27 protein-coding genes, 1 tRNA gene and 2 pseudogenes are annotated in these 22,756 nt (G+C 61.7%); 17 read left to right on the forward strand and 13 right to left on the reverse strand.

The genetic code is table 11. The features are described from left to right. Position 1 precedes the first annotated feature (1 nt). Positions 2-1,282 (reverse strand): hypothetical protein, encoded by a 1,281-nt coding sequence (locus tag BS629_RS32650; RefSeq protein ID WP_018244362.1) that lies wholly within the window; start codon positions 1,280-1,282, stop codon positions 2-4. A 2-nt stretch (positions 1,283-1,284) separates the two neighbouring features. Then, positions 1,285-2,334 carry a glycoside hydrolase family 5 protein gene (locus tag BS629_RS32655; protein ID WP_018516399.1) on the reverse strand — a complete coding sequence of 350 codons (1,050 nt, stop codon included), beginning with the start codon at positions 2,332-2,334 and terminating at the stop codon, positions 1,285-1,287. A gap of 134 nt (positions 2,335-2,468) precedes the next feature. Here BS629_RS32655 and BS629_RS32660 point away from each other — a divergent pair, with 134 nt between their 5' ends. Both BS629_RS32660 and BS629_RS32665 read left to right on the forward strand, forming a co-directional pair. Next, positions 2,469-4,082, forward strand: a complete 1,614-nt coding sequence (locus BS629_RS32660; RefSeq protein ID WP_018244364.1) for a GumC family protein — start codon at positions 2,469-2,471, stop codon at positions 4,080-4,082. Between the two features lie 59 nt (positions 4,083-4,141). Beyond that, on the forward strand, positions 4,142-4,474 hold the full coding sequence (locus BS629_RS32665) for a hypothetical protein (protein WP_018244365.1): 333 nt from the start codon (positions 4,142-4,144) through the stop codon (positions 4,472-4,474). A 261-nt stretch (positions 4,475-4,735) separates the two neighbouring features. On the opposite strand, the gene BS629_RS32675 is transcribed toward BS629_RS32665, so the two are convergent. Both BS629_RS32675 and BS629_RS32680 read right to left on the reverse strand, forming a co-directional pair. Further along, positions 4,736-5,020 carry a hypothetical protein gene (locus BS629_RS32675; RefSeq protein ID WP_018244366.1) on the reverse strand — a complete coding sequence of 95 codons (285 nt, stop codon included), beginning with the start codon at positions 5,018-5,020 and terminating at the stop codon, positions 4,736-4,738. 239 nt (positions 5,021-5,259) lie between these two features. Continuing rightward, positions 5,260-5,346 (reverse strand) — tRNA-Leu (locus tag BS629_RS32680). Between the two features lie 168 nt (positions 5,347-5,514). On the opposite strand from BS629_RS32680, the gene BS629_RS32685 reads away from it, so the two are divergent. After that, a complete protein-coding gene (locus BS629_RS32685; RefSeq protein ID WP_077988767.1) occupies positions 5,515-5,934 on the forward strand; it encodes a BA14K family protein in 420 nt (139 codons plus the stop codon). Positions 5,935-5,943: 9 nt separating this feature from the next. Here BS629_RS32685 and BS629_RS32690 read toward each other — a convergent pair whose 3' ends face one another. Beyond that, positions 5,944-6,237, reverse strand: a complete 294-nt coding sequence (locus BS629_RS32690; protein ID WP_003544579.1) for an Rdx family protein — start codon at positions 6,235-6,237, stop codon at positions 5,944-5,946. Positions 6,238-6,441: 204 nt separating this feature from the next. On the opposite strand from BS629_RS32690, the gene BS629_RS32695 reads away from it, so the two are divergent. The 4 genes and pseudogenes from BS629_RS32695 (at position 6,442) to BS629_RS32705 (ending at position 8,317) form a co-directional block, all read left to right on the forward strand. Next, positions 6,442-7,218, forward strand: a complete 777-nt coding sequence (locus BS629_RS32695) for a type 1 glutamine amidotransferase (protein ID WP_018244368.1) — start codon at positions 6,442-6,444, stop codon at positions 7,216-7,218. 35 nt (positions 7,219-7,253) lie between these two features. Then, positions 7,254-7,385 (forward strand): annotated as a pseudogene (locus BS629_RS40600) (maltose acetyltransferase domain-containing protein); the annotation flags it as partial. 243 nt (positions 7,386-7,628) lie between these two features. Next, positions 7,629-7,772, forward strand: a pseudogene (locus BS629_RS40605) (DapH/DapD/GlmU-related protein); the annotation flags it as partial. Positions 7,773-7,864: 92 nt separating this feature from the next. Continuing rightward, positions 7,865-8,317 carry a GFA family protein gene (locus tag BS629_RS32705; protein ID WP_018244370.1) on the forward strand — a complete coding sequence of 151 codons (453 nt, stop codon included), beginning with the start codon at positions 7,865-7,867 and terminating at the stop codon, positions 8,315-8,317. A gap of 3 nt (positions 8,318-8,320) precedes the next feature. On the opposite strand, the gene BS629_RS32710 is transcribed toward BS629_RS32705, so the two are convergent. From BS629_RS32710 to tenA, 4 genes are all read right to left on the reverse strand, one after another. After that, positions 8,321-8,620, reverse strand: coding sequence for a CcdB family protein (locus BS629_RS32710; protein ID WP_018244371.1), 300 nt, complete (start codon positions 8,618-8,620; stop codon positions 8,321-8,323). After that, positions 8,620-8,850 (reverse strand): type II toxin-antitoxin system CcdA family antitoxin, encoded by a 231-nt coding sequence (locus tag BS629_RS32715; RefSeq protein WP_018244372.1) that lies wholly within the window; start codon positions 8,848-8,850, stop codon positions 8,620-8,622. Before BS629_RS32715 ends, BS629_RS32710 begins: the two co-directional genes overlap by 1 nt. A 58-nt stretch (positions 8,851-8,908) precedes the next feature. Next, on the reverse strand, positions 8,909-10,741 hold the full coding sequence (gene lepA, locus BS629_RS32720; RefSeq protein ID WP_003544593.1) for a translation elongation factor 4: 1,833 nt from the start codon (positions 10,739-10,741) through the stop codon (positions 8,909-8,911). Between the two features lie 76 nt (positions 10,742-10,817). Then, positions 10,818-11,516: a thiaminase II gene (gene tenA / locus BS629_RS32725; RefSeq protein WP_026188579.1), complete on the reverse strand. Its 699-nt coding sequence runs from the start codon at positions 11,514-11,516 to the stop codon at positions 10,818-10,820. A gap of 139 nt (positions 11,517-11,655) precedes the next feature. On the opposite strand from tenA, the gene BS629_RS32730 reads away from it, so the two are divergent. Both BS629_RS32730 and BS629_RS32735 read left to right on the forward strand, forming a co-directional pair. Beyond that, on the forward strand, positions 11,656-12,222 hold the full coding sequence (locus BS629_RS32730; protein ID WP_018244374.1) for a helix-turn-helix domain-containing protein: 567 nt from the start codon (positions 11,656-11,658) through the stop codon (positions 12,220-12,222). A gap of 24 nt (positions 12,223-12,246) precedes the next feature. Continuing rightward, positions 12,247-12,765, forward strand: a complete 519-nt coding sequence (locus BS629_RS32735; protein ID WP_018244375.1) for a GNAT family N-acetyltransferase — start codon at positions 12,247-12,249, stop codon at positions 12,763-12,765. Between the two features lie 15 nt (positions 12,766-12,780). Here the strand turns inward: BS629_RS32735 and BS629_RS32740 are convergent, their stop codons facing one another. After that, positions 12,781-13,392 carry an HAD-IA family hydrolase gene (locus tag BS629_RS32740; RefSeq protein WP_018244376.1) on the reverse strand — a complete coding sequence of 204 codons (612 nt, stop codon included), beginning with the start codon at positions 13,390-13,392 and terminating at the stop codon, positions 12,781-12,783. A gap of 133 nt (positions 13,393-13,525) precedes the next feature. Here BS629_RS32740 and BS629_RS32745 point away from each other — a divergent pair, with 133 nt between their 5' ends. The 3 genes from BS629_RS32745 (at position 13,526) to BS629_RS32755 (ending at position 16,120) form a co-directional block, all read left to right on the forward strand. Continuing rightward, the gene (locus BS629_RS32745; RefSeq protein ID WP_077988768.1) at positions 13,526-14,551 is read left to right on the forward strand and encodes a histone deacetylase family protein; all 1,026 of its coding nucleotides are present in this window, start codon (positions 13,526-13,528) and stop codon (positions 14,549-14,551) included. Between the two features lie 9 nt (positions 14,552-14,560). Further along, positions 14,561-15,136 (forward strand): recombination regulator RecX, encoded by a 576-nt coding sequence (gene recX, locus BS629_RS32750; RefSeq protein WP_018244378.1) that lies wholly within the window; start codon positions 14,561-14,563, stop codon positions 15,134-15,136. 72 nt (positions 15,137-15,208) lie between these two features. Continuing rightward, positions 15,209-16,120 (forward strand): EamA family transporter, encoded by a 912-nt coding sequence (locus tag BS629_RS32755; RefSeq protein ID WP_018244379.1) that lies wholly within the window; start codon positions 15,209-15,211, stop codon positions 16,118-16,120. Positions 16,121-16,153: 33 nt separating this feature from the next. Here BS629_RS32755 and BS629_RS32760 read toward each other — a convergent pair whose 3' ends face one another. Next, positions 16,154-16,621: a group III truncated hemoglobin gene (locus BS629_RS32760; RefSeq protein ID WP_018244380.1), complete on the reverse strand. Its 468-nt coding sequence runs from the start codon at positions 16,619-16,621 to the stop codon at positions 16,154-16,156. 183 nt (positions 16,622-16,804) lie between these two features. Here BS629_RS32760 and mbfA point away from each other — a divergent pair, with 183 nt between their 5' ends. Continuing rightward, positions 16,805-17,788 (forward strand): iron exporter MbfA, encoded by a 984-nt coding sequence (gene mbfA, locus BS629_RS32765; RefSeq protein ID WP_018244381.1) that lies wholly within the window; start codon positions 16,805-16,807, stop codon positions 17,786-17,788. Between the two features lie 430 nt (positions 17,789-18,218). Here mbfA and BS629_RS32770 read toward each other — a convergent pair whose 3' ends face one another. Together BS629_RS32770 and BS629_RS32775 are read right to left on the reverse strand one after the other, a co-directional pair. Next, entirely contained in the window at positions 18,219-18,818 is a 600-nt protein-coding gene (locus tag BS629_RS32770; protein ID WP_018244382.1) for a transglutaminase-like cysteine peptidase, read from the reverse strand. Positions 18,819-18,983: 165 nt separating this feature from the next. Continuing rightward, positions 18,984-19,823 carry an alpha/beta hydrolase gene (locus tag BS629_RS32775; protein ID WP_018244383.1) on the reverse strand — a complete coding sequence of 280 codons (840 nt, stop codon included), beginning with the start codon at positions 19,821-19,823 and terminating at the stop codon, positions 18,984-18,986. A gap of 178 nt (positions 19,824-20,001) precedes the next feature. Here BS629_RS32775 and infC point away from each other — a divergent pair, with 178 nt between their 5' ends. The 4 genes from infC to pheS all read left to right on the forward strand — a co-directional run bounded on the left by infC (position 20,002) and on the right by pheS (position 22,743). Continuing rightward, positions 20,002-20,538 (forward strand): translation initiation factor IF-3, encoded by a 537-nt coding sequence (gene infC, locus BS629_RS32780; protein WP_075225634.1) that lies wholly within the window; start codon positions 20,002-20,004, stop codon positions 20,536-20,538. 325 nt (positions 20,539-20,863) lie between these two features. Next, the gene (gene rpmI / locus BS629_RS32785; RefSeq protein ID WP_003570998.1) at positions 20,864-21,067 is read left to right on the forward strand and encodes a 50S ribosomal protein L35; all 204 of its coding nucleotides are present in this window, start codon (positions 20,864-20,866) and stop codon (positions 21,065-21,067) included. 38 nt (positions 21,068-21,105) lie between these two features. Further along, a complete protein-coding gene (gene rplT, locus BS629_RS32790; RefSeq protein ID WP_003544622.1) occupies positions 21,106-21,510 on the forward strand; it encodes a 50S ribosomal protein L20 in 405 nt (134 codons plus the stop codon). Between the two features lie 150 nt (positions 21,511-21,660). Beyond that, a complete protein-coding gene (gene pheS, locus BS629_RS32795; protein ID WP_018244384.1) occupies positions 21,661-22,743 on the forward strand; it encodes a phenylalanine--tRNA ligase subunit alpha in 1,083 nt (360 codons plus the stop codon). The last annotated feature ends 13 nt before the right edge of the window (positions 22,744-22,756 follow it).

Raw genomic sequence — 22,756 nt, forward strand, 5'->3', positions numbered from 1 at the left:
GTCAACTCAATACATCTGCCGGACGACCCTGCTGGATGCGCGGGCTGTCGTGGAAGCGCATATATCCGACGACGAACCATAGGAGACCGGCGATCTTCATCGAGAAGACCGCGGTTCCCCCGATCATCATATTCAGAAAAATGAAAAGAGAAAGTGAATGGGCGCAGCGCCGCTGTGCCGCCGTGCGCCCGGCGGGAAAGAGGCAGACGAACAGCCACAAGGCGATGACGCCGAAGATCGTCGCCGCGTAGATCAGGTAGACATAGCCGCTGTCGGCGAATTCGGCGACCCGGTCGACCGAAAGTCCAAGGATGGCAAGCGGATCGAGCTCCATGATCTTCTTCATCGTCAGGTTGATGCGGCCGGTGAAATTGTCGCCCGTCGCATTGGGTTTCATCACGTAGACGAGGAAGCCGGCGGCGACGATCAGCGGCATCAGCGCCAGATTGAAATTCTTCGGGATCTTCGGAAAGACGAAGTAGCCGACGATGCAGGCAAAGCAGAAGATCAGCATCGTGCGCGTGTCGTTCGTCACCAGGATCAGCACGGCCGTGCTGATCATCAGCAACCGGTCCCAGCGGCCAAGCCTCTCCCACATCGAGATCAGGTAGACCGCGATCACGCCGCAGAAATTGGCCAGCGACACCTGTTCGAGGAAGATCGAGGAGGAACGATGGTCGATGATACCGAAGGAGAAGCGCTCGGGAAAGCCGAGCGCGTTCTGGAAGAGGCCCGTCGTGTTGTAGCTCAGCGGCAGCAGCCCTCGCGTATTGGCGAAATAATCGGACGGGTGGACGATGCTGACATAGAACGGCACGCTGATGATCTCGAAGATCAGGAAGATCAGGACGGCAAGACTTGCCCAGCGAAAGGCGAGCTTCATCGTTTTCTCGTTGCTCCAGCCGCCGAGCCCGGTAAAGCAGAAGATGATCAGCACGTTGCGGAAGTGATCGATGAACAGCATGCGGTTGAGCACGCTGACATAGATGGTCACGATGAGCGTGAACAGCAGGAACAGGAAGGCCGGCAGGTCGGTCTCGTAGATCCCCTTGTGCAGGATGTAGATGATGGCGCTCGCCATGATCAGGCCTTCACTGGCGGCGACATGCGTCATCGACAGCGGCACGATGTTGTGGTTGATGAAGGCCAGAATGCCGTTGTAGAGCACGGAGAGCAGGCCGAGCCAGAACACCGTATGATCGGTGCGTGATGCCTCGCGGGCAGCATCGAGCCGGTTGCCGGCTACAGTGAATGTCGCTGTCCTGTGATCGACGACTGCCATGCTCATTTCCCCGCAGGCTTGACGGCGGAGCAAGTGCCGGCATCGGCTTTTGCCGCCTCGGCAAGAAGCCGCATCTGCGGCCGCTCAGAGCCCTTGCGCGGCTGGACGTTGAAGGGCTCGTCCGCCGGCCACCATTCGCCGGCCGCCCAGTAGGACCAGCCGAGCCAGACGTCGCTATTATCAGTCATGGTGGCGTAGATTTCGGTCAATCCGCTCATGCAGTCCTTGTCGGCGGAGGCGCCGAATTCACCGAGAAAGCCGCGCTTGTGGTTCCGCTTCAGCCAGGCGGTGACCCCGGCGATCGCCTCGACCGCAGCAGTCGAGCCTTCGCAGGTCGGATGGGTGCCGGAGGAATCGGCATCGAGATACTGGTGAACCTCATAAGCGTAGAAATTGAGTGGATCGCGCACGCCGAGCATCACCGTGCCGTTGGCGCCGCCGATCACATCCTTTTCCCAGCTTGACGCGCCGCTCCAGGCTGTGCCCGGCACCAGGATGAGGTTGCGCGCGCCGACGGCGCGGATGCTGCGGATCGCCGCATTGGCGGCATCCAGCCAGTCGGTCGCCTTGATGTCGTGCGGTTCGTTCATCAGGCCGAAGAGAACACCGTCCTGATTGGCGAATTCAACGGCGAGCCTTGCCCAGAAATCCCCGAAGGCGGCATCCGTTGCCGGCGCCGTGCCGACCTGGGTCTTGTCGTAATAGCCGAAATTATGCGGGTCGAGCAGAACCGCCATGCCGTGTTTGCGAATGAGGCCGATGGTATCCTTGAGCCGCTTGAGCTCGTCCTCGTCGAGCCGCCCGCCGAGTGCGGACTGCAGCCGCTCCCAGCGGAAGGGCAGTCGGATGATCGTCATGCCCTTTTTGGCGAAATAGCTAATCGTGTCTTCGCCGGGATAGGTATAGTTGGTGCCATAGATGCCGCCGCGCTCGCCATATTCGCCGCCGGACAAATTGACGCCGCGGTAGCACGGGGCCTCAGCCGCAAGGACCGGCGACGGGGTGAGAGCGACCGCAAGCAGCAGCGCTGTCAGATGTCGTGTCGTCCTCATGGCCATCCTCGCTATCGCGGCAATCGCAACGTCGGCGTCGCTGAAGTTATTTTAACGGTCCGTTAGCTAAGAATTTCTAAAGTATCAGCACCTCGGCTTCAGTCTTTCACGCTGGGCGGGACACGAGTGCGCGTATGAACCAGTATGACAGGAACAGGGTAAGCCGGCTCCCTGGCTGGCGCAGTTTTGAGCCATCTCAGACTGCGCCGGAAGGCGTGCGCATGCGCAGTCCCGTCATCCGCCCGGATGATTTCGTCCGGCCGTCGCCCGAACCCGCTTCGCCCCCTTTCGTGCCGCCGGAAAATACTACGGAAACCCGCCAGTATGAGCGTCCGGCACCTCCGCCGCCGCTTCCAAAACAACCTGTCGTCGACGCGCCGTCGAACGCAGCATCCGCGCCTGCGGCACCACTTCTCGACCTCCGCTCGAGTATCGCCGCGATCTGGAGCCGACGGCTGATCGTGCTGGGCCTGGCGCTTCTCGGAGCTGTGGCAGGCGGGGCGGTGGCGCCGCGCATCGCCCAGAAATTCACCGCCGTCAGCAGCCTCTATTTCGACCCGCGCCAGATCGGCCTTGCCGATACCGGCGCGCAATCTTCGGGTCCCTCGCCGGAAATGATCTCGGCGCTGATCGATAGCCAGGTGCAGATCCTGACCTCGGGCAATGTGCTGCGGCGCGTCGCTGAAGCCATGAAGCTCGACCAGGATCCCGAATTCACCGGCGGCCGCACGGATGGCGCCGCCGTGATCGGCACTCTGCAGAAGGCGCTGGTCATCACCCGTGAGGCCAGCACCTATGTCGTCTCGCTTGCCGCCACGACCAATGATCCCGAAAAATCCGCAAGGCTTGCCAACCAGGTCGTCACCTCCTTCACCGAGGAAGAGAACAGTGCTTCGAACGGCATTTACGAAAACACCTCCTCGACGCTCGACGGACGCCTCAACGACCTGCGCCAGAAGGTGCTGGAGGCCGAGCAGGCTGTCGAAACCTTCCGCGCCGACAACGACATGGCCGCGACAGAAGGTAACCTGATTTCCGATCAGCGGCTCGTGTCGCTGAACACGATGCTGGTGACGGCACAGGAAAAGACCATCCAGGCGAAGGCGCGCGCCGATGCCGTCGCCAATCTCCGCGTCGAGGACATCGTCGCCGGCAACCAGGCGGAGGGCGGCGTCACCTCGCCGCTCGTCAGTCTGCGTCAGCAATATGCCACCCAGGCCGCCGCCGTCGGCAGCCTCGAAAGCCAGATGGGCACGCGTCATCCGCGCCTGCAGGCGGCCCGCTCCTCGCTGCAGAGCATATCAGGCGAAATCAAGGGCGAATTGCAGCGTCTCGCCACCTCGGCAAGGGGCGAATACGAGCAGGCCAAGGCCGCCGAGGACAGCATCGCCAAGGAACTTGCCGTGCAGAAGGCGCTGCAGGCGAGTACCTCCGACAAGCAGGTGGAATTGAACGAATTGCAGCGCAAGGCGACGGCGGCGCGCGATATTTACGAGACGGTGCTGAAACGCTCCGGCCAGACGAGCGAGGAGCAGAACTTCAACCAGAGTAACATTCGCGTCATTTCGCCGGCCGAGCCGCCGGTCAAGGGAGACGGTCCCGGAAAGACGATTCTATTGGTTGCCGGCGTCATCGGCGGTTTTCTCGCGGGTTTCGTCATCGGCGCCGGTTTTGCGATCCTCGCCGGTCTCTTCGGCCATCCCGTCATCAGAAGTTATTTCAGGAAGTCCCCCGCTGCGGCCGCTTGATGACGGTCGTCGGTTTTCCTACATCGGAAGTGCGGCCTATCGCCGGCAGGAGAGTTCCCATGCGGCTGTTGATGATGCCTCTGATATCGCTCGTTGCCGTGTCGAGCCTCGCCCCGGCGTCCGCCTTTGCCGTCGACTGGACAAAATCCGTCGATTCCGGGGTTCAACCCCTCTATCCCTATAAGGGTCTTCCCGGCGTCAAGGCGCAGCCGGACAAGAAAGAGGAGGATTCCTACAATTGCCGCACCGAAACCGTGCAGATCCGCCGCCGTTACGACGAGATCTTCCGCTCCGGCGGCATGCCGACGCTGATGTATGTCTGCGAACGCGACGGCTTCATCTCGATGGACGACAAGGTCCCCCTGCGCGGCCACTATCAGCCGGTGCGGTGAACGCTTCGGGCCGACTGCTGCAATGTCGTGCTGTTGTGGTGAACTCCAGCGGCTGACGGCATAGGCAGCGGCTGATCTGGACAGGACGGCGCCGGATCCCATTCCGCCGGCCGATGGCTGCTGACAAAGGCGGGCGTGTCGGCAGAAAGAAAAAATCCCACTTCGGAATCTCGAAATTCCCCCGCTTCGGGATTCCGAAGTGCTACATACATTATGGTGGGAGTTCCCAGGCGCTGCCATACCTTGGCCGGATCGTTGCGGCTAAGTCTCCAGATTAAGCTGGAGTGGAGTGTCGTCTGCCTTGACGACCTTGGACTTGCGCTTTGTTGCCGCACGGCGTGCTGGCTTGGTGGTTTTCGGCAGAGTGTCGGAGCCGAACTCGTCTGCCTCGGAGCTGGGCAGCAGCAGGCCGGCCGCAGGCGCCGCAGCGGCTACCTCAATGACCGGCTTGGGGGGCGGTATTTCAATGGCCGGCTTGGCAGCTGACACCTCGCGGACCTTTATAGGCTCGGGGTGGCTGGCGGCGGGTGCGGCGTATCGGATCATCAGCAAGACTCCATTTTGTTCGCTTTATGTTCGCATTTGGGAGTGAGGGAGTCAATGCAGGCCAGCTATCAAGAGCGGCAGGAATAAGCGTCTAGAAATGAGGACTTCGGAGAGTTCTTGGGAGCTATTGAGCGAACAAGCCCTTGCGCGCATCGCGACTGGCCTTTGTTGCAAGGCACCTGCGCAACTTTAGTTGAAAAGGCTTAACTCCTTGATCTTGGTAGCGATCAAGAATGGAATGGTGCCCAGAAGAGGACTCGAACCTCCACACCCTTTCGGGTACCAGCACCTGAAGCTGGCGCGTCTACCAATTCCGCCATCTGGGCGACGGAGAGCGATGTAAGGGGGTGGCCCCTGACTGTCAACTGGGTTTTTGAAGTTTTTCTGACAGTTGGCGAAAAAGCGGCCGATCACATGCGAGGGAGCGCCGAAGGGTGGGCATAGCGCTCCGGTTGGCACGCCCTATATAGAGGAAATATCGAAAGGAATGCATCATGCTTGCTCCCCGCACGCTTCTGCTCGCCGGTCTGTTGGCCGTTTTGTCACCCGCCATCGCCGGGGCCGATTCGCTGAAGCTGGGCAAGCCCGGGGTCGGGCCGCTCAATACCGGCTCGACGCTTTGCGATTTTCGCGGCTGCTTCGGGTTCGGGCCGCAGCAATGGCATCGCCCCGCCTATGTCCAGCCGAACTATCGCCCGCGCGGCGCGGGGCCGACCTATTACCGGCCGGGCGCTGCCGGGCCGCCGCAGCTGACCTATGATCCGCCGCCGGTGCAAAGGGTACAGCCGAAGGCGCGCGACATGAAAAGCCATGCCGCCTGGTGCAGCAACGAGTACCGCTCCTACAATCCGCGGACGGATCGGTTCCTCACCTATGAGGGCATCTACAAGACCTGCCGCTCGCCCTATCGCTGATCGTCGTGATCAGCTTTCGAGCGAGGCGCGGTCGACATGGCCGAGATCTCGGCCGGGCTCGACGATGTCGCGGACCCGCTGCTTCAGCTCCTTCGGCCCGGGAAAGCCGCCGTCGCGCTTGCGCTCCCAGATGAGATCGCCATTGACGCGAATCTCGAAATTGCCGCCGGTGGCGGGGATCAGCGCCACTTCACCGAGGCTGTCGGAAAAGGTGTGCAGAAGCTCCTGCGCCATCCAGCTGGCGCGCAGCAGCCAGTTGCACTGGGTGCAGTAGAGGATCGTGACGCGGGCTTTTTCGGTCATGGCGATATCCTTTCGTTTGTTGAGATTTAAGCCCTGTGGCGCGTGCGCGCAATCGCCCTCGCTAGAGCATGATGCCGAAAAGTGTGAGCGGTTTTCGGGCGACGCCATGATCCAACTATTTAATTAAGAACAGGATTCAGATTTTGAGCCGAACCGGCCTAAAGCCTGAATCCTGTTCTGGCGTCTTGCGCGCCGTCCTCCGCCATGGTCTCTTCCCGTGGTCGGCCATACCAGGAAGAGCCTATGCGCGTCGCAGTCATCGAAAATATGCGGAATACCGGCCTCGGCGCGCTTGCCGCAGCCCTCGACGAGGCGGGCGCGGAGATCGAGTGGTTCCGGGTGTGGCAGGACGGCATCCTGCCGAAAGAGATATCCGGCCATGACGCGCTGGTCGTTCTCGGCGGCGAGCAGAGCGCGCTGGATGACGAAACCCATCCCTATCTGCCGGAGCTCGCCCGGCTCACGCGCCGCTTCGGCGATGCCGGCAAGGCCGTGCTCGGCATCTGCCTCGGCAGCCAGATTCTCGCCCGCGCTTATGGCGCCGACAATCACTTAGGGATCGCCCGCGAATTCGGCTGGCACCGGATCGGCGTCACCGCCGATGGCCGGGCCGATCCGCTGCTGTCGGCGCTTGGCGGCGAGTTCACCATCTTCGAATGGCATGCCGACACGTTTTCCCTGCCTGAGGGCGCGGTGCGTCTCGCCTCGAGCCCCGTTGCCGAGAACCAGGCCTTCCGCATCGGTCGCGCCGTCTATGGCACCCAGTTCCATTTCGAGGCCAATTCGGACGTCGTCGAGCAATGGAAGGCCGAATTTCCCGACACGATCGCGCGTATTGCGCCGGGCTGGCTGGAGAACCATGCCGAACTGGCGGCAAGGCATGGCGGAGCCGCCGATGCCGCGGGCCTTGCTATTGCGCGCGCCTGGGTCAGCCTGATCGAACCGGAAGAGGTCGAAATGCTGTCGCAGGCCTCGGCGTGAGGGGTGATGCGATGGCGGCCAGCGAACGCGAAAGGATGGCGGCAGGCGAATGGTATTGCTGCCTCGATGACGAGCTCGATCTCTTGCGCCGGCAGGCGCGCATGGCCGTCCATGCGCACAACACGCTGCCGCCGGATGAGCGCGGCGCGATGGCTCCGGCCCTGAGGGCACTCTTTGCGCAGGCAGCACTCAATGTCTTCATCGAAGCACCGTTTCACTGCTCCTACGGCATCAACATCACTCTCGGCGAACGCGTCTATTTCAATGCCGGCTGCACCATTCTTGATTCCGGCCGGGTGACGATCGGTGATCGCAGCATGTTCGGCCCCGGGGTGCAGATCTATTGCGCCGAGCATCACAAGGAGCCGGCACTTCGCAGCACGGGCATCGAGATCGCCCGGCCGGTCACCATCGGCAGCGACGTCTGGATCGGTGGCAGCGCCATCATCCTCGGCGGCATCACCATCGGCGACGGCGCGATTGTCGGTGGCGGTGCGGTGGTCACCAGGGATGTGCCGGCCGGCGCAACCGTTGTCGGCAATCCGGCCCGCATCCGCTAACGCCGGCTCCTATCCCGTGATGGCCCCTCGCCATCTCGACAGCGGCGATCATTCCGCTAGATCAGAGGGAAAAAGGGGAGGGAAGCATGAGCGAACTGAATTTGCCGATGGAGGGCGGCTGCCGTTGCGGCCGGGTGCGATTGAAGATCAGCGCCCCGCCGCTACTGACCATGGCCTGCCATTGCACGGGGTGCCAGAAGATGACATCAAGCGCCTATTCGCTGAGTGCGGCCATCCCAAGCGAAGGCTTCGAGGTGACGCAAGGGGAGCCGGTGATCGGCGGCCTGCATGGCGTCACGAAGCATTATTTCTGCCCGCATTGCATGAGCTGGATGTTCACCCGGCCGGAAGGCATGGACTGGTTCGTCAATCTGCGCGCGACCATGCTCGACGATCCGAGCTGGTTCACGCCCTTCATCGAAACCTGGACAAGCGAGAAGCTGTCCTTCGCCGAGACCGGGGCGGTGTACAGCTACGCGGCGCTGCCTGAAATGGACGCCTATGAGGGGCTGGTGAAGGAATATATGGGCAGGGGATGAGGCTCAGAAACCCTGGAAGAGAAAATCGACGGCGGCGATAATTCGATCACTGTCGGCGGTAAGATCCGCCACCACGCCTCCAATCTCCTTTACGGAAATTGCGCCGGTGAATTGGGTAGCCATCACATAGGGCAGGTCATTGATCACGAATTGTGGATTGAGCTGACGCATGATTTTGGGAAGAGCTTCCAATGGAAGCATCGGCGCCATGGTCCGCGTTGTCAGCTCACCAAGCAAGTCGGACTGCAGATCGAGGGCAAGCGCGTTGGTATGCATAAGATTGTAAACATGAAACCGAGCCATCAGAACTGTCGATATTTCTGAAACGGCAGACCGTGCTTTTCGACATAGGCATTGGAAGTGGCAATAGCCTCGGCGTTCTCGATACGCCAAAGCCGCTCGCGCTCCGCCTTTATGGCCTGTGCGATACCATCTTCCGCCGCCCGGGATATGTTGATCTTGAGCTCGCGCGCCTGGGAAACGAGACCTTCATCAAGAGACAGGTTCGCTGCTTTTCTTGGTCGCTGAGCCATAACGATCTCCTCAATTTTATGCGCAGATTGTATGCGCATAAAATACCGTTGAGAAGCGTTATTCGTCGCCCATCTTCAGCGCGGCGATGAAGGCTTCCTGGGGGATCTCCACCTTGCCGAACTGGCGCATGCGCTTCTTGCCGGCCTTCTGCTTGTCGAGCAGCTTGCGCTTGCGGGTGGCGTCGCCGCCGTAGCATTTCGCGGTCACGTCCTTGCGCAGCGCCGAGATCGTCTCGCGGGCAATGACGTTGCCGCCGATCGCGGCCTGGATCGGGATCTTGAACATGTGCTTCGGGATCAGCTCCTTGAGCTTCTCGCACATGTCGCGGCCGCGCTTTTCGGCGGCCGTCCGGTGCACCATCATCGACAGCGCGTCGACCGGCTCGCCGTTGACGAGGATCGACATCTTCACGAGGTTGCCCTCGCGGTGGTCGGTCAGCGTGTAGTCGAAGGAGGCATAACCCTTCGAGATCGACTTCAGCCGGTCGTAGAAATCGAAGACGACTTCGTTGAGCGGCAGATCGTAGGTCAGCATCGCGCGCGTGCCGACATAGGTGAGTTCGATCTGGATGCCGCGCCGGTCCTGGCAGAGCTTCAGGATGCCGCCGAGATAATCATCGGGCGTCAGGATCGTCGCGCGAATCCACGGCTCGTGGATTTCCGAGATCTTGACGACATCTGGCATGTCGGCCGGATTGTGCAGCTCGCGCTCCGTGCCGTCGGTCATGTACATCTTGTAGACGACGGAGGGTGCGGTGGCGATGAGGTCGAGGTCGAACTCGCGCTCCAGCCGTTCCTGGATGATTTCGAGATGCAGCAGGCCGAGGAAGCCGCAGCGGAAACCGAAGCCGAGTGCCGCTGATGATTCCATTTCGAAGGAGAAGGAGGCGTCGTTGAGGCGAAGCTTGCCCATGGCGGCGCGCAGATCCTCGAAATCGGCGGCATCGACCGGGAAGAGGCCGCAGAACACCACCGGCTGGGCCGGCTTGAAGCCCGGCAGCGCCTGGGCCGTCGGCCGCTTGTCCTCGGTAATCGTGTCGCCGACGCGGGTATCGGCCACTTCCTTGATCGAGGCGGTGATGAAGCCGATCTCGCCGGGGCCGAGGCGGTCGATATTGACCATCTTCGGCGTCAGCACGCCGACGCGCTCCACCTGGTATTTCGCATCGGTGCCCATCATCCGCACCGTCTGGCCCTTGGTCAACACGCCGTCGATGACGCGGACCAGAACCATGACGCCGAGATAGGCGTCGTACCAGCTGTCGACAAGCAGCGCCTTCAGCGGCGCCTTTTCGCCGCCGGGGCTCTTCGGCGCCGGCAGCTTGTGGACGATCGCTTCCAGCACATCGGGAATGCCAAGGCCGGTCTTTGCCGAAATCAGCACAGCCTCCGAAGCGTCGATGCCGATCACTTCCTCGATCTGTTCCTTGATGCGGTCGGGTTCGGCGGCCGGCAGGTCGATCTTGTTGAGGACGGTGACGATCTCGTGGTTGTTGTCGATCGCCTGGTAGACGTTGGCGAGCGTCTGCGCTTCGACGCCCTGGCTGGCGTCGACGACAAGCAGCGAACCTTCACAGGCCGACAGCGACCGCGAGACTTCATAGGCGAAGTCGACGTGGCCGGGCGTGTCGATCAGGTTGAGAATGTATTTCTCGCCGTTATTCGCCTGGTAATGCAGGCGCACGGTCTGCGCCTTGATGGTGATGCCGCGCTCGCGCTCGATATCCATATTGTCGAGCACCTGCTCGGACATTTCGCGCTCGGCAAGGCCGCCCGTCGTCTGGATCAGGCGGTCGGCCAGCGTCGATTTGCCGTGGTCGATATGGGCCACGATCGAAAAGTTGCGGATATGGGACAGCGGAGTGGTGGAATTGGTGCTCATGCGCGCCATATAGCAGCGCCGCCCCCTGCCGCAAAGCGGTAATTATCCCGCTGTTTACGCTATTTCGTCCTGTATCGGGCGCCTATCAGACCGGCCACGTCTCCAGCCGCCAGGCCGAATCCCAGAACATCCACTCATATTGCGAGGCGCGCACGAAGACATCGGTCATTTGCGACCGTTCCACCGGCGATGCGGCGCGGGCGGCAATGTCGGTGAGCGCGATCACCTCGCGGGCACCGGCGGCAAATTGCGGATCGCCATAGGTGTTGATCCAGGCCTGGAAGGCATTGCCTTCGATAACAGGCCGGTTCTTGATCGCTTCGCCGACGTGCCAGTAGATCCAGAAGCAGGGAAGGATGGAGGACAGCGCCACCGCGTAGGAGCTGTGATAGGCGGTGGCAAGCAGGAAGTTCGTATAGGCAAAGCCGGCCGGCGAGGGCTCGGCTGATGTGACGTCCGCAGACGTGATGCCGAACTGGGTGAGGAAGCCGGCATGCAGGCCTTGCTCGACGGTGATCGCCTTCTGCGCGGAACCGAGAAAGCGCAGGACCTGCGCATTGTCGGGCGCCTTGGCCGCGACGATCGCCAGGCATCGCGCGTAATGCTTGAGGTAGAGCGCATCCTGCAGGATGTAGTGCCGGAAGACCTCCGGCGGCAGCGTGCCGTCCGAAAGGCGCTGCAGCAGTGGCAAAGCCTCGATTTCAGCCATGATCGGCGCGATCCTGTCCCAGGCGGCAGCCGTGAAGCTTTCCGTCGTTTCCGTGCTCTGCATGCTGCCGTCCATCACTCTCTCCTCGGATTACGCCGCCATATATGGACGGCGCAGCGGCGAAAGCAAGCCGCGTTTTGGCCGCTTTTCGTAGACACTTGATTCCATCATCAGATAATGTATTTCTCTTATAGTGGAATCACGGGACTGAAAAATGGAACCGGAACTGGAACAGGCGATCGGCATCCGCATCCGCATGCTACGGCAGGAAAAGGCTCTGACGCTCGATGATCTTGCTGCGGCCTCCGGCGTCAGCCGGGCGATGATCTCGCGCATCGAGCGGGCGGAGGCGAGCCCGACCGCCTCGCTGCTGGCAAGGATCTGCGCCGCGCTCGGCCTGTCGCTGTCGGCCTTCTTTGCGGAAGAGGGGCAGGCTTCGCCGCTCGCCCGGAGGCAGGAGCAACAGGTCTGGCGCGATCCGGAGACCGGTTATATCAGACGGTTTGTTTCACCCCCGGGCACGGCTTCCGATGTCGATATCGTCGAGGTTGAATTCCCGGCCGGCGCCCGCGTCAGCTTCCCCCCGCATGCGAGCGCCCATGGCATGACGCAGCATATCTGGCTGTTCGACGGCGAACTGGAGATGACGGCGGCTGAGATGGTCTACCGGCTGCGGCCGGGCGATTGCCTCTTCATGCCGGTCGGCGAGGGCCACGTCTTCCACAATCCCGGCAACACGCCGGCGCGCTATTGCGTCGTGCTCGATCGCGGCGGCCGATAACAGTATTCAATTCAGGAGAACAGCATGCCTGCTATTCGCACCCTTTCCGCCGAGGAGGCCCGCGCCGCCATTCCGGCCCTTTCGCAAGTGCTTGTCGATTGCGTCGCGGGCGGCGCCTCCGTCGGCTTCATGCAGCCCTATGGGCCCGAAGATGCCGAGCCCTATTGGCGTGATGTCGCCGATGCCGTTGCCACCGGCGGCAATCTGCTGCTGGTTGCCGAACTCGACGGCAGGATCGTCGGCACGGTGCAGGTGGGTGCCGCGCAGATGCCGAACCAGCCGCATCGCGGCGACCTGAAGAAGCTGCTGGTGCATCGCTCCGCCCGCGGTAAGGGGTTTGCCCGGCTGCTGATGGATGCCGCTGAGCGTGAGGCGGCAAGCCGCGGCAAGACCCTGCTCGTGCTCGACACGGCAACCGGCAGCGATGCCGAGGCGATCTATCCGCGCCTGGGCTGGCAGCGTGTCGGTGTCATCCCCGATTACGCGCTGTGGCCGGAAGGCGGCTTCTGCGCCACCACCCTGTTCTACAAGCGGCTTACCTGATTGCGCCGGCCCCGCTCATGCCGGCCTGGCGAAGACCGGAAGCGCGCCGCCAAGCGTCGTGCCCGCCGTCCATTGCGCCGCATTCCAGCCGAACTGTCGCGCCGCTTCGATGTTTTCGGCCATATCGTCGATGAAGGCGATGTCGCCGGGCAGCACGCCGGCCCGCTCGGTCGCCAGCCGGAAGAAATCGGGAGAAGGCTTGCTGTGCCCGAGTGCTGCGGAATAGATGATGTCGTCGAAATGTGCGTCAAGGCCGATCTGCTCCATCAGATAGCGTGCCCGCCTATGCTCCTGGTTGGTCGCCAGCAAGAGAGTGATGCCGCTTTGCCTGAGAGCGGCGAGTTCTTCGAGCAGATTGCGGTCGAGGCGGGAATCGTTTTCGAACCAGTAGTCGATCAGTGTTTCGGCGCTGAGGTGGGGCGCAATCTTTGCCAGAACGCCGGCGAGCCTCGGCTCCAGCGCCTCGCGGCCGATGATGATATCGCGCCAGTGGCTCTGGAAGAATTCCTGCTGCAGCAGGTCGACACGCAGGCCGAGGTCGCGTTCCAGATAGGTGAAGTGAGGCAGGCCGTCGGCGGGGCGACCATGAATGAGTACGCCGTCGACATCGACCATCAGCACTTTCATGCGGAATATTTCCTCGTTCTCAAAACACCGGCGAAGGTGGCGTCATCCGCCTGGACGTTCAAGACGGCGCGCCACTTTTTTGTCGCGGCCGAGCCGTGTAAATCTCCATCGTCAATCAAGGGCAGGATCTGAAATGCGCGTCATCTATTCCGAAGACCACAAGCTGCGCGATGCCAGGACCGAGCTGCACGCCGGCCAACTGGTGACGCCCTTCGAGGCGCCGTTTCGCGCCGAATGGATCCTGGCGGCGGTCAAGGAGGCGGGCTTTACCGACGTGGTGGCGCCCGATGCGCATGGATTGGAAACGGCGCTAGAGGTGCACGATCCCGCCTATCTGGATTTTCTTGCCACCGTCTGGGACCGCTGGGTGGCGGCCGGTTTCACCGGCGAGGCGATCGCCAATTCCTTCGCCGTTCGCCGCACCAGCCAGCGTGTACCCGACAATATCGTCGGCGCGATCGGCCATTACGCCAATGCCGCCGATACCTCGATCACCAAGGGCTCCTACGAGGCGGCGATCGCCTCCATGCGCTGCGCGATCACGGGCGCCGATTGGCTGAATGCCGGCAATCGTTTCGCCTTCGCGCTCTGCCGCCCGCCCGGCCACCATGCCGGCATCGATCTCTTCGGCGGTTATTGCTTCATCAACAATTCGGGCGTCGCCGCGCAGCGGCTGCTCGACCATGGTGCGAGGAAAGTCGCGGTGCTGGATGTCGATTTCCACCATGGCAACGGCACGCAGGATCTCTTCTATCACAGAGGCGATGTCTTCACCGCCTCGTTGCATGGCGATCCCATGCATGCCTTTCCCTATTTCCTCGGCCATGCCGACGAGGAAGGCGAGGGAGAGTGCGAAGGTAGCAACCGCAACTATCCGATGCTCCCGGGCACGCCTTGGGATGTCTGGTCTTCGGCCCTTGCCGATGCGCTCACCCGCATCAAGACCTTCGGCGCCGAGGCGATCGTCGTGGCACTCGGTGTCGATACCTTCGAGCGCGATCCGATCTCCTTCTTCAGCCTCACCTCCGATGATTTCATCCGCATGGGCGCGATGATATCAGCCGCCGGCCTGCCGGTGCTCGCCTGTATGGAGGGTGGCTACGGCGTGCCGGAAATCGGCCTCAACGTCGCCAATGTCCTCAAGGGCCTGGAAGCCTGATCCCTGCCGATGACCGACGAGACAGTTTCATCCGATATCCCGACATCCCGCATGCTGAGCTGGGCGCGCAACTCCACCGTCTATCGCCTCGAGCGGCGGATGATGACGGAAAAGCAGCTCTTTGACGCCATTGCCCGCAAGGCGAAGGAGAAATTCGAGGATATCAGCGCGGCGCAACTCAAGGCCGTTGCCGATTTCGCCGTCAAATTTGCCTATGACAATAAGGTGCTCGACGATAGCGCCTATGCGGAGATCAGCACGCGCTCGGCCGTGCGCGGCGGTAAATCGAAGCGCGCGATCGCCCAGAAGCTTGCTGCCAAGGGCGTCTCCAGCGACAAGGTCGAAGTGGCACTTGAGGAGGCTGACGATCTCTATGCCGCAGCGATTTTTGCCCGCAAACGCGCCTTCGGCCCCTTCCGCCGGGTCGAGCTCGACGAAAAGCGAAAGGCGAAAGAGCTTTCGGCTTTCGCCCGCAACGGCTTCAGCTTCGACATCGGCAGGAAGGTCTTCGACATGAGCTTTGAAGACGCCGAAGAGGTCATCCTTGCTGGCCGATCTTTGGCGCCTCAGCATCAGCGCTCTTGATCCCGGCATGAAAAGTTTGAATTTGGTTCTCACCCGTCTTCGGCCTAGAACCGCGCCAGGATCGGGGGCCACATGGACATCAAGAATATCGAGACCGGGACGGACGGCGCAGCCTTGATTGCGCAGCCGGGCGTATCGCCGAGTTCGGGCGGCTTGGCGGCCGGTGTCGCGATGTGCCTGATGTCGATGTCTTCGATCCAGTTCGGCGCAGCACTGTCTTCGCCAGCCATTGCGACCTATGGCGTTGCCGGCGCCACTTGGCTGCGGCTTGCTTTTGCGGCGATCATCCTTGCCGTCGTCGTCAGGCCTTCGGTGCTGCGTTATAGCGGCGCCCAGTGGCGGGCGACATTGCTGCTTGGCACGACGACGGCCGCCATGACGCTCTGCTTCTTCGCGGCGATCCAGCGGCTGCCGCTCGGCCTGGCGATCGCCATCGATTTCCTCGGGCCGCTCTCGGTCGCCGTCTTCGGCTATGGTCTGACATGGCGGCTCGCCTGGCCGTTGATCGCTGCGGCCGGCATTCTCTTTCTCGCCCATGACGGCGAAGGCTGGGTCGGCAATCTCCCGGGCGTCCTCTTTGCCCTCGGCTCGGCCGTGGGATGGGCGGTCTATATCCTGCTGACGAAGAAGGTCGGCGCTGCCTTCAAGGGTCTGGAAGGCCTCTCGATGTCGCTGATCGTTGCCGGCCTCGTCGCAACCCCCTTCGGCCTTGCCGAGACAGGGGGCGCCTTCACGCTGAAGGGACTGGTCGAGGTTCTCGGCCTTGCCATCCTCGTGCCGCTGTTGCCCTATGCGCTGGAAATGGTGGCGCTGCGGCGCATGCCGTCGGCATCGTTCGGCATCCTGATGAGCCTCGAACCGGCGATCGGCGCGCTCGCCGGCTTTCTGATCCTGGCCCAGCCGATGACTGCGCTGCAGATACTGGGTACGGCGCTCGTGGTGGCGGCCAGCGCCGGCGCCACCGCCTCGGCGGCGAAGACTTAGAGCTGAATGCCTGCGCTACTTCGTTAATTTGGATCAGGCGGGTTTGCGCTTGGGATCGTCGAGAGCCGGATTGTAGAACAGCGACAGCACCAGGCTCTTGGCGATCCGTTCCGCCGTCGCCATGAACCAGGCCTTGGCCTCCGGCGACGGGGCGATGTCGTCGAGTGTTGCGGCAAAGAGCGACAGCCACTTCGGAAAGAGATCCGGCGTGAGGTTTGCCACATGAGTATGCGCCTGCACCGGCTTGCCGCCATAGGCGCCGCTGCGGAAGGCGACAGCCGACCAGAAGCTCTTCATTTTCGCCATATGCTCCGGCCAGCGGCCGGACAGCTTGGCGTCGAACACCGGGCCGAGATCGGGATGCGTTAACACGCGCCCGTAAAAGGTCTCGACCAGCCTGTCGATGAAGGCCGCGTCGACGCCCATGTCCCGCATCTCGGCCTCCGCCCTTTCGCGGATCGCCGCGACATGAGCAGGGCGGCCCTGAATGTCATTGTCCATTCCAAAACCCCGGCGCCGCGTGATGCGGCAGCCTCCATATAGGTGTTTATGGCGGCGAGCCAAAGTCGGCCGTGCCGCTTGCGGCAATCTGTCAGCGCTGTAGCACTTTGAATTGCCTCACGCACTTGACCGTCATCGCCGTGTTCTTTAGATTTAGAATAATTCTAAAAATTGGAGAAGATCATGCTGGCGCGGTTTTTCAGATCCTCGAAACGATCCTTCGAGTCGCTGTCCGAGCAGGAGATCCTTGCCCTTGGGATCGCCTCCGAGGAAGACGATGCCCGCATCTATCTTGCCTATGCAGACAGACTGCGCCGCGAATTTCCGGCCTCGGCCAAGGTCTTCGAGGACATGGCCGAGGTCGAGGACACGCATCGCAAGTCGTTGATCGAGATCCATCGCCAGCGTTTCGGTGAGCGCATTCCGTTGATCCGGCGCGAGCATGTGGAGGGCTTCTACGAGCGCAAGCCGGACTGGCTCAGGGCAAACCTTTCGCTGGATGCGATGCGCAGGGAAACCGAGGCGATGGAGGAGCAGGCCTATCGCTTCTATGTCGAGGCGGCAAAGCGGACCTCGGACGCCTCGACGCGCCAGCTTCTCGGTGATCTCGCCCTCGCCGAACAGGGGCATGAAGATATTGCCCGCATGCTGGGCGACAAACATACGCCGGAAGACGTCAAGCACGACGAGGACGAGACGGTGCGCCGGCAATTCGTGCTGACCTATGTGCAGCCGGGCCTTGCCGGGCTGATGGATGGCTCGGTCTCGACGCTGGCGCCGATCTTCGCTGCCGCCTTCGCCACGCAGGATACCTGGCAGACCTTCCTCGTCGGCCTTTCGGCCTCCGTCGGCGCCGGCATTTCGATGGGCTTCACCGAAGCCGCCCATGACGACGGCAAGATCTCCGGCAGAGGCTCGCCGGTCAAGCGCGGCCTTGCCTGCGGCATCATGACGGCGCTCGGCGGTCTCGGCCACGCACTGCCTTATCTGATCCCGCATTTCTGGACGGCGACGATCACCGCTGCCGTCGTTGTCTTCTTCGAGCTCTGGGCAATCGCCTTCATCCAGAACCGCTACATGGAAACCCCCTTCCTGCGCGCCGCCTTCCAGGTGGTGCTCGGCGGCAGCCTGGTGCTCGGCGCCGGCATCCTGATCGGGAATGGGTGAGTTGCGGTCGGGCATAGCCCGAGCAATCGATCCAGTAAATCCGCAGCAACGAACGCCCTGAGCCTAAAGCGAAGGGCCGGGAGACGGTGCGTCATACTCGGCATCAAAAGCGGTCCGTGCCCTTCGCTTGCGCTCAGCGCATTCGCGGCTTCGCCGCTCACCCCCTCATCTGCCTGCCGGCATCTTCTCCCCGCTGGGGAGAAGCGGAGTCGTGGCACGTACGTCTTATTCCCCTTCTCCCCAGCGGGGAGAAGATGCCCGTAGGGCAGATGAGGGGGTTGAGGAGCGTTGGCGACGAACTCGTTAAGCGCAAGCGAAAGGCCGGCTAGCGGCAGCCCGCTCCTCTCCGCATAAGGAAAGGGAGAACCATCACCCACAAAACAAAAAGGCCGGCAAATCGCCGGCCTTTCCACATTCTCTATTGCAAGCCTTACCGCAGAGCGCCGACCAGGACGTCGCGGCCGTTCTCGATGGTGACCCAGCGGCCGGCATTGTAGCTCGACTGGCGCTTGACGAAGGAATAGGGCGTCGCAAACCACGGCTTGACGTCGGAGGCGAGGTTGTCGAGCACGAAATCGCCCTCTGCAGTGCGCAGCGTCAGCACCGCATGGCCTTCGCCATCCGGCTTGCGCACGACGGTCATCAGCAGGTCGGCCGCCGAAAAGCCGCGCTGGATCAGCATGCGGCGCTTCAGCAGAGCGAAATCCTCACAGTCACCGGCGGTGGTCGGATAGGCCCAGACCTCATCCTTGCCGTAGATTTCCTTGTCGGTCATCGGCGTGATGGTGCGATTGACCGTGGCGTTGACCAAACGGACGAGCGACCACTTCCCCGGGTTCATGGCGACCGGGCCTGCGTTGCGGTTTGCGCCACATTCATTGCGGTGGATCTGACAGAAATCGTAGTGGCCGATCGGCTGTGAGGTGGCATTGCCCGTTACCATTGAAGCATTTCTGCTTGGGGCCGGTATGGCGGCCGTTGCCATCGCAAACACGGCCATCATGGCCACAAAGATACCCTTGATCCGCACGCCCGCTCTTTCCTTGCATCGCCCCTTATTTATTAACAAAGTGTTAATGGAGAGGGCCGGAAAGAGTCAATCGTTACTTCTTGGTAGGACCTTGCGACTCGCCGACATGGTTAAAATGCAACGGCGTGGGGACCTGTATCAGGCGAATTTATCCGCCGATGCCATTCAAGCGGGCATCTGCCTAATTGTTGATGAACGGATGATGCCTTTGACGGCGCTCACGAGCAGCGCGATGTCGCCGGGGCGGGAAAGGCGATGGTCGCCGTCGCGAATGAAGGTCAGCACCACGTCGTCGGCGGGAAGATGTTCGACCAGTTTCATCGCATGTGCATGCGGCACATCAGCATCTTTCATGCCCTGGAGGATATGCACCGGGCAGCCTGTTTCGATGATGCCGTCGAGTACCCGGTTCTCGCGGCCATCCTCGATCAGCGCCCGCGTATAGATGTTCGGTTCCGGACTATATTGCGAGCGCTCTTCGAAATAGCCGCGCTCGGCCAGCGACTTGCGCTCCTTGGCCTTCAGGTTCGGCTCGATCAGCTCGGAGGTGAAATCGGGTGCCGGGGCGATCAGCACCATGCCTTCGAGTTTTGGGCCTTCGAGCTTTGGGCCGCCCTGCCGCGCAAGCTCCTGCGCCAGCCTGAGCGCGATCCAGCCGCCCATCGACGAGCCGACGAGGATTATCCGATCGGGCGCGACATGGCGGATGACGGCAAGCGCCTCCTCCAGCCAGCGCGAGATCGTGCCGTCGCCGAAGCTGCCGCCGGAAAGTCCGTGGCCGGAATAATCGAGGCGGATGCAGGCGGCGCCAAGTTCCGCCGCCAGCCCGTCGAGTTCCACTGCCTTGGTGCCGCTCATGTCGGAGCGGTAGCCGGACAGCCAGACGAGTGCCGGTGCACCATTGCCGGCCCGCGCCGGGCGGACAAGCATGGCGATCTCACGCGCCGCCTCACCCTCGCCGACCGTCAGGAACTGCGGCTGGGCATTGGACAACTGATCGGACATCGGCGAAACTCCTGTTGTTTTGGCCTATAAAACAGATTCTTGGCAGGCTGACAGCGGGTGATTTTTCCGCTAAAGGATGATATTGACTCCGTTGCAGCGATGACGCGACACGTTTGTGCACCCCTGATTGGGAGCGCGATGCTGCAACGTTCCGAAACAACGCGAGGAGAATACGACCATTCGCAGACCTTTTAAAACCGACGCGCCCGTGAAGGACGGACCGCGCTCGAACCGTGAAATCCGCATTCCCAAAGTTCAGCTGATCGGGGCTGACGGTGAGAATATGGGCGTCGTGCCTACCGACCAGGCCTTGAGAATGGCGGAAGAAGCCGGCCTCGATCTCGTCGAAATTTCCCCCAATGTCGAACCGCCGGTGTGCAAGATCCTCGATCTGGGCAAGCTGAAATATGCCAACCAGAAGAAGGCTGCCGAGGCGCGCAAGAAGCAGAAGATCGTCGAAGTCAAAGAAATCAAGATGCGCCCGAACATCGACACCCATGATTATGAGGTGAAGATGAAGGCGATGGGTCGCTTCTTCGACGAAGGCGACAAGGTCAAGGTGACGCTGAAGTTCCGCGGCCGTGAAATGGCCCACCAGGAACTCGGCATGAAGCTTCTGCAGCAGGTCAAGGCTGATACGATCGAGTTCGCCAAGGTCGAAGCCGAACCCAAGCTCGAAGGCCGCCAGATGATGATGGTGCTGGCGCCGAAGTAAGCGCCAGGCAGTTTTTCGCCCAAGGCCGTCCGCAAGGGCGGCTTTTGTGCTTTCTGCCATTCTGCTTTGCGCCATTGTGTTTTCGGGTGAGCGAAGATTCCTCCGCCGCCCCGTTGCACTTTCATGACGCTGCGGTTATAAGCGCGCGTCCGAACTGACCGGCAGGGCATGCCGTGGCAGTTTCGAATGCTTGCGGAACGGTTCGTCGCCGATGCCGCAGATCAACAACAAACGCTCCCGCACCTTGTTGCGACGGCCGGAGAACCGGACTTCGCAGGAGGGCTTTTTTGATAAAGCGCGCAGGGAGGACAGAAGGAGTAGCAAAATGCCCAAGATGAAGACGAAATCCTCTGCCAAGAAGCGGTTCAAAATCACCGCAACCGGCAAGGTCAAGGCTGCCGCTGCTGGCAAGCGCCATGGCATGATCAAGCGTACCAACAAGTTCATTCGCGATGCACGTGGCACCATGGTTCTCGCAGAACCGGATGGCCGCAAGGTTATCAAGAATTACCTGCCGAACGGTCTCTGAGACTCGTCCGCGAACGCTAGATTTAAGGAGATCATGATATGGCACGTGTAAAAAGAGGCGTCACCTCTCATGCCAAGCACAAGAAGGTTCTGAAGGCAGCAAAGGGCTTTTACGGCCGCCGCAAGAACACCATCCGTACCGCCAAGGCTGCTGTCGATCGTTCGAAGCAGTACGCCTACCGCGACCGCAAGGTCAACAAGCGCAACTTCCGTGCGCTTTGGATCCAGCGCATCAACGCCGCTGTGCGTGAATTCGGCCTGACCTACGGCCGCTTCATCGACGGCCTGAACAAGGCTGGCATTGAAGTCGACCGCAAGGTTCTCTCCGACATGGCGATTCACGAGCCGGAAGCATTCGGCGCGCTGGTCAGCGCTGCCAAGAAGGCTCTTGAATACCTCAAGGAAGCCGGCACGGCGAACGAGTTTGAAGGCGCGGTCAAGTAACCAGCGCTTCCCAAGCTTTTGAATTTATGATTTTGGGAAACCCGCGCTGGTTTGGGCTAGCGCGGGTTTTTCTTTCTTTATATTCCTGGCGCCGGCCGGCGCCGCCTGCCTCCCGATCGCCCGCCTGATACTGGACGGAAAGAAGTGACAATGTCAGATATCGACCAGCTCAACACATCGCTGCTCGCCGAAATCGCCGCCGCCGATGACGAAACGGCCCTGGAAGCCGTGCGCGTTTCCGCCCTCGGCAAGAAGGGCTCCGTCTCCGAACTGTTGAAGACGCTCGGCGCCATGACGCCGGAAGAGCGCCAGAGCAAGGGCGCTGCGATCAACGTTCTGAAGAACGCAGTGACCGAGGCGCTTGGCGCCCGCAAGGCGACGCTCCGGCAAGCGGCGATCGATGCGCGGCTGAAGGCCGAGACGGTCGACGTCAGCCTGCCGGTGCGCTCTTCGCCGGCCGAGCGCGGCCGTATCCATCCGATCAGCCAGATCGTCGACGAGATCACCGCGATCTTCGCCGACATGGGCTTCTCGATCGCCGAAGGTCCCGACATCGAGACCGATTATTACAATTTCACCGCGCTGAATTTCCCCGAAGGCCATCCGGCCCGCGAGATGCACGACACCTTCTTCTTCAACCCGGATGAGAATGGCGAGCGCAAGGTCCTGCGCACCCATACCTCGCCGGTGCAGGTGCGCACAATGGAGGCGCAGACACCGCCGATCCGCATCATCATTCCCGGCAAGACCTACCGCCAGGACTCGGACGCCACGCATTCGCCGATGTTCCATCAGGTCGAAGGCCTGGTCGTCGACAAGAAGGCCAATGTCGCCAACCTCCGCTGGGTGCTGGAAGAATTCTGCAAGACCTTCTTCGAGGTCGACAGCGTGACGATGCGTTTTCGCCCGTCCTTCTTCCCCTTCACCGAGCCCTCTTTCGAGGTCGATATCCAGTGCGACCGCTCCGGCCCGATCGTCAAGTTCGGCGAGGGTACCGACTGGATGGAAATCCTCGGCTGCGGCATGGTCCACCCGAACGTGCTGCGTTACGGCGGGCTCGATCCGGACGAATATCAGGGTTTTGCCTGGGGCATGGGCCTCGACCGCATCGCCATGCTGAAATACGGCATGCCCGATCTGCGCGACTTCTTCAACGCCGACGTCCGCTGGATGACGCATTACGGCTTCCGCCCGCTCGACATGCCGACGCTGTTCGGCGGCCTCAGCGCTTGAACGGAGAATTGGG

This window comes from Rhizobium leguminosarum bv. viciae USDA 2370 (genome assembly GCF_002008365.1).
Lineage (GTDB): Bacteria > Pseudomonadota > Alphaproteobacteria > Rhizobiales > Rhizobiaceae > Rhizobium > Rhizobium leguminosarum.

What these genes read in the sequence shown, in the direction of transcription:
- BS629_RS32755 (WP_018244379.1), top strand. Translation starts at nt 15,209, where the DNA reads ATGGACATCAAGAATATCGAGACCGGGACGGACGGCGCAGCCTTGATT.
- recX (WP_018244378.1), top strand. Translation starts at nt 14,561, where the DNA reads ATGACCGACGAGACAGTTTCATCCGATATCCCGACATCCCGCATGCTG.
- BS629_RS32730 (WP_018244374.1), top strand. Translation starts at nt 11,656, where the DNA reads ATGGAACCGGAACTGGAACAGGCGATCGGCATCCGCATCCGCATGCTA.
- BS629_RS32655 (WP_018516399.1), bottom strand. Translation starts at nt 2,334, where the DNA reads ATGAGGACGACACGACATCTGACAGCGCTGCTGCTTGCGGTCGCTCTC.
- BS629_RS32745 (WP_077988768.1), top strand. Translation starts at nt 13,526, where the DNA reads ATGCGCGTCATCTATTCCGAAGACCACAAGCTGCGCGATGCCAGGACC.
- BS629_RS32715 (WP_018244372.1), bottom strand. Translation starts at nt 8,850, where the DNA reads ATGGCTCAGCGACCAAGAAAAGCAGCGAACCTGTCTCTTGATGAAGGT.
- BS629_RS32705 (WP_018244370.1), top strand. Translation starts at nt 7,865, where the DNA reads ATGAGCGAACTGAATTTGCCGATGGAGGGCGGCTGCCGTTGCGGCCGG.
- BS629_RS32665 (WP_018244365.1), top strand. Translation starts at nt 4,142, where the DNA reads ATGCGGCTGTTGATGATGCCTCTGATATCGCTCGTTGCCGTGTCGAGC.
- mbfA (WP_018244381.1), top strand. Translation starts at nt 16,805, where the DNA reads ATGCTGGCGCGGTTTTTCAGATCCTCGAAACGATCCTTCGAGTCGCTG.
- lepA (WP_003544593.1), bottom strand. Translation starts at nt 10,741, where the DNA reads ATGGCGCGCATGAGCACCAATTCCACCACTCCGCTGTCCCATATCCGC.
- BS629_RS32685 (WP_077988767.1), top strand. Translation starts at nt 5,515, where the DNA reads ATGCTTGCTCCCCGCACGCTTCTGCTCGCCGGTCTGTTGGCCGTTTTG.
- BS629_RS32690 (WP_003544579.1), bottom strand. Translation starts at nt 6,237, where the DNA reads ATGACCGAAAAAGCCCGCGTCACGATCCTCTACTGCACCCAGTGCAAC.
- BS629_RS32775 (WP_018244383.1), bottom strand. Translation starts at nt 19,823, where the DNA reads ATGTCCGATCAGTTGTCCAATGCCCAGCCGCAGTTCCTGACGGTCGGC.
- tenA (WP_026188579.1), bottom strand. Translation starts at nt 11,516, where the DNA reads ATGGACGGCAGCATGCAGAGCACGGAAACGACGGAAAGCTTCACGGCT.
- BS629_RS32710 (WP_018244371.1), bottom strand. Translation starts at nt 8,620, where the DNA reads ATGGCTCGGTTTCATGTTTACAATCTTATGCATACCAACGCGCTTGCC.
- BS629_RS32735 (WP_018244375.1), top strand. Translation starts at nt 12,247, where the DNA reads ATGCCTGCTATTCGCACCCTTTCCGCCGAGGAGGCCCGCGCCGCCATT.
- rpmI (WP_003570998.1), top strand. Translation starts at nt 20,864, where the DNA reads ATGCCCAAGATGAAGACGAAATCCTCTGCCAAGAAGCGGTTCAAAATC.
- BS629_RS32760 (WP_018244380.1), bottom strand. Translation starts at nt 16,621, where the DNA reads ATGGACAATGACATTCAGGGCCGCCCTGCTCATGTCGCGGCGATCCGC.
- BS629_RS32660 (WP_018244364.1), top strand. Translation starts at nt 2,469, where the DNA reads ATGAACCAGTATGACAGGAACAGGGTAAGCCGGCTCCCTGGCTGGCGC.
- pheS (WP_018244384.1), top strand. Translation starts at nt 21,661, where the DNA reads ATGTCAGATATCGACCAGCTCAACACATCGCTGCTCGCCGAAATCGCC.
- rplT (WP_003544622.1), top strand. Translation starts at nt 21,106, where the DNA reads ATGGCACGTGTAAAAAGAGGCGTCACCTCTCATGCCAAGCACAAGAAG.
- BS629_RS32740 (WP_018244376.1), bottom strand. Translation starts at nt 13,392, where the DNA reads ATGAAAGTGCTGATGGTCGATGTCGACGGCGTACTCATTCATGGTCGC.
- BS629_RS32650 (WP_018244362.1), bottom strand. Translation starts at nt 1,282, where the DNA reads ATGGCAGTCGTCGATCACAGGACAGCGACATTCACTGTAGCCGGCAAC.
- BS629_RS32675 (WP_018244366.1), bottom strand. Translation starts at nt 5,020, where the DNA reads ATGATCCGATACGCCGCACCCGCCGCCAGCCACCCCGAGCCTATAAAG.
- BS629_RS32695 (WP_018244368.1), top strand. Translation starts at nt 6,442, where the DNA reads ATGGTCTCTTCCCGTGGTCGGCCATACCAGGAAGAGCCTATGCGCGTC.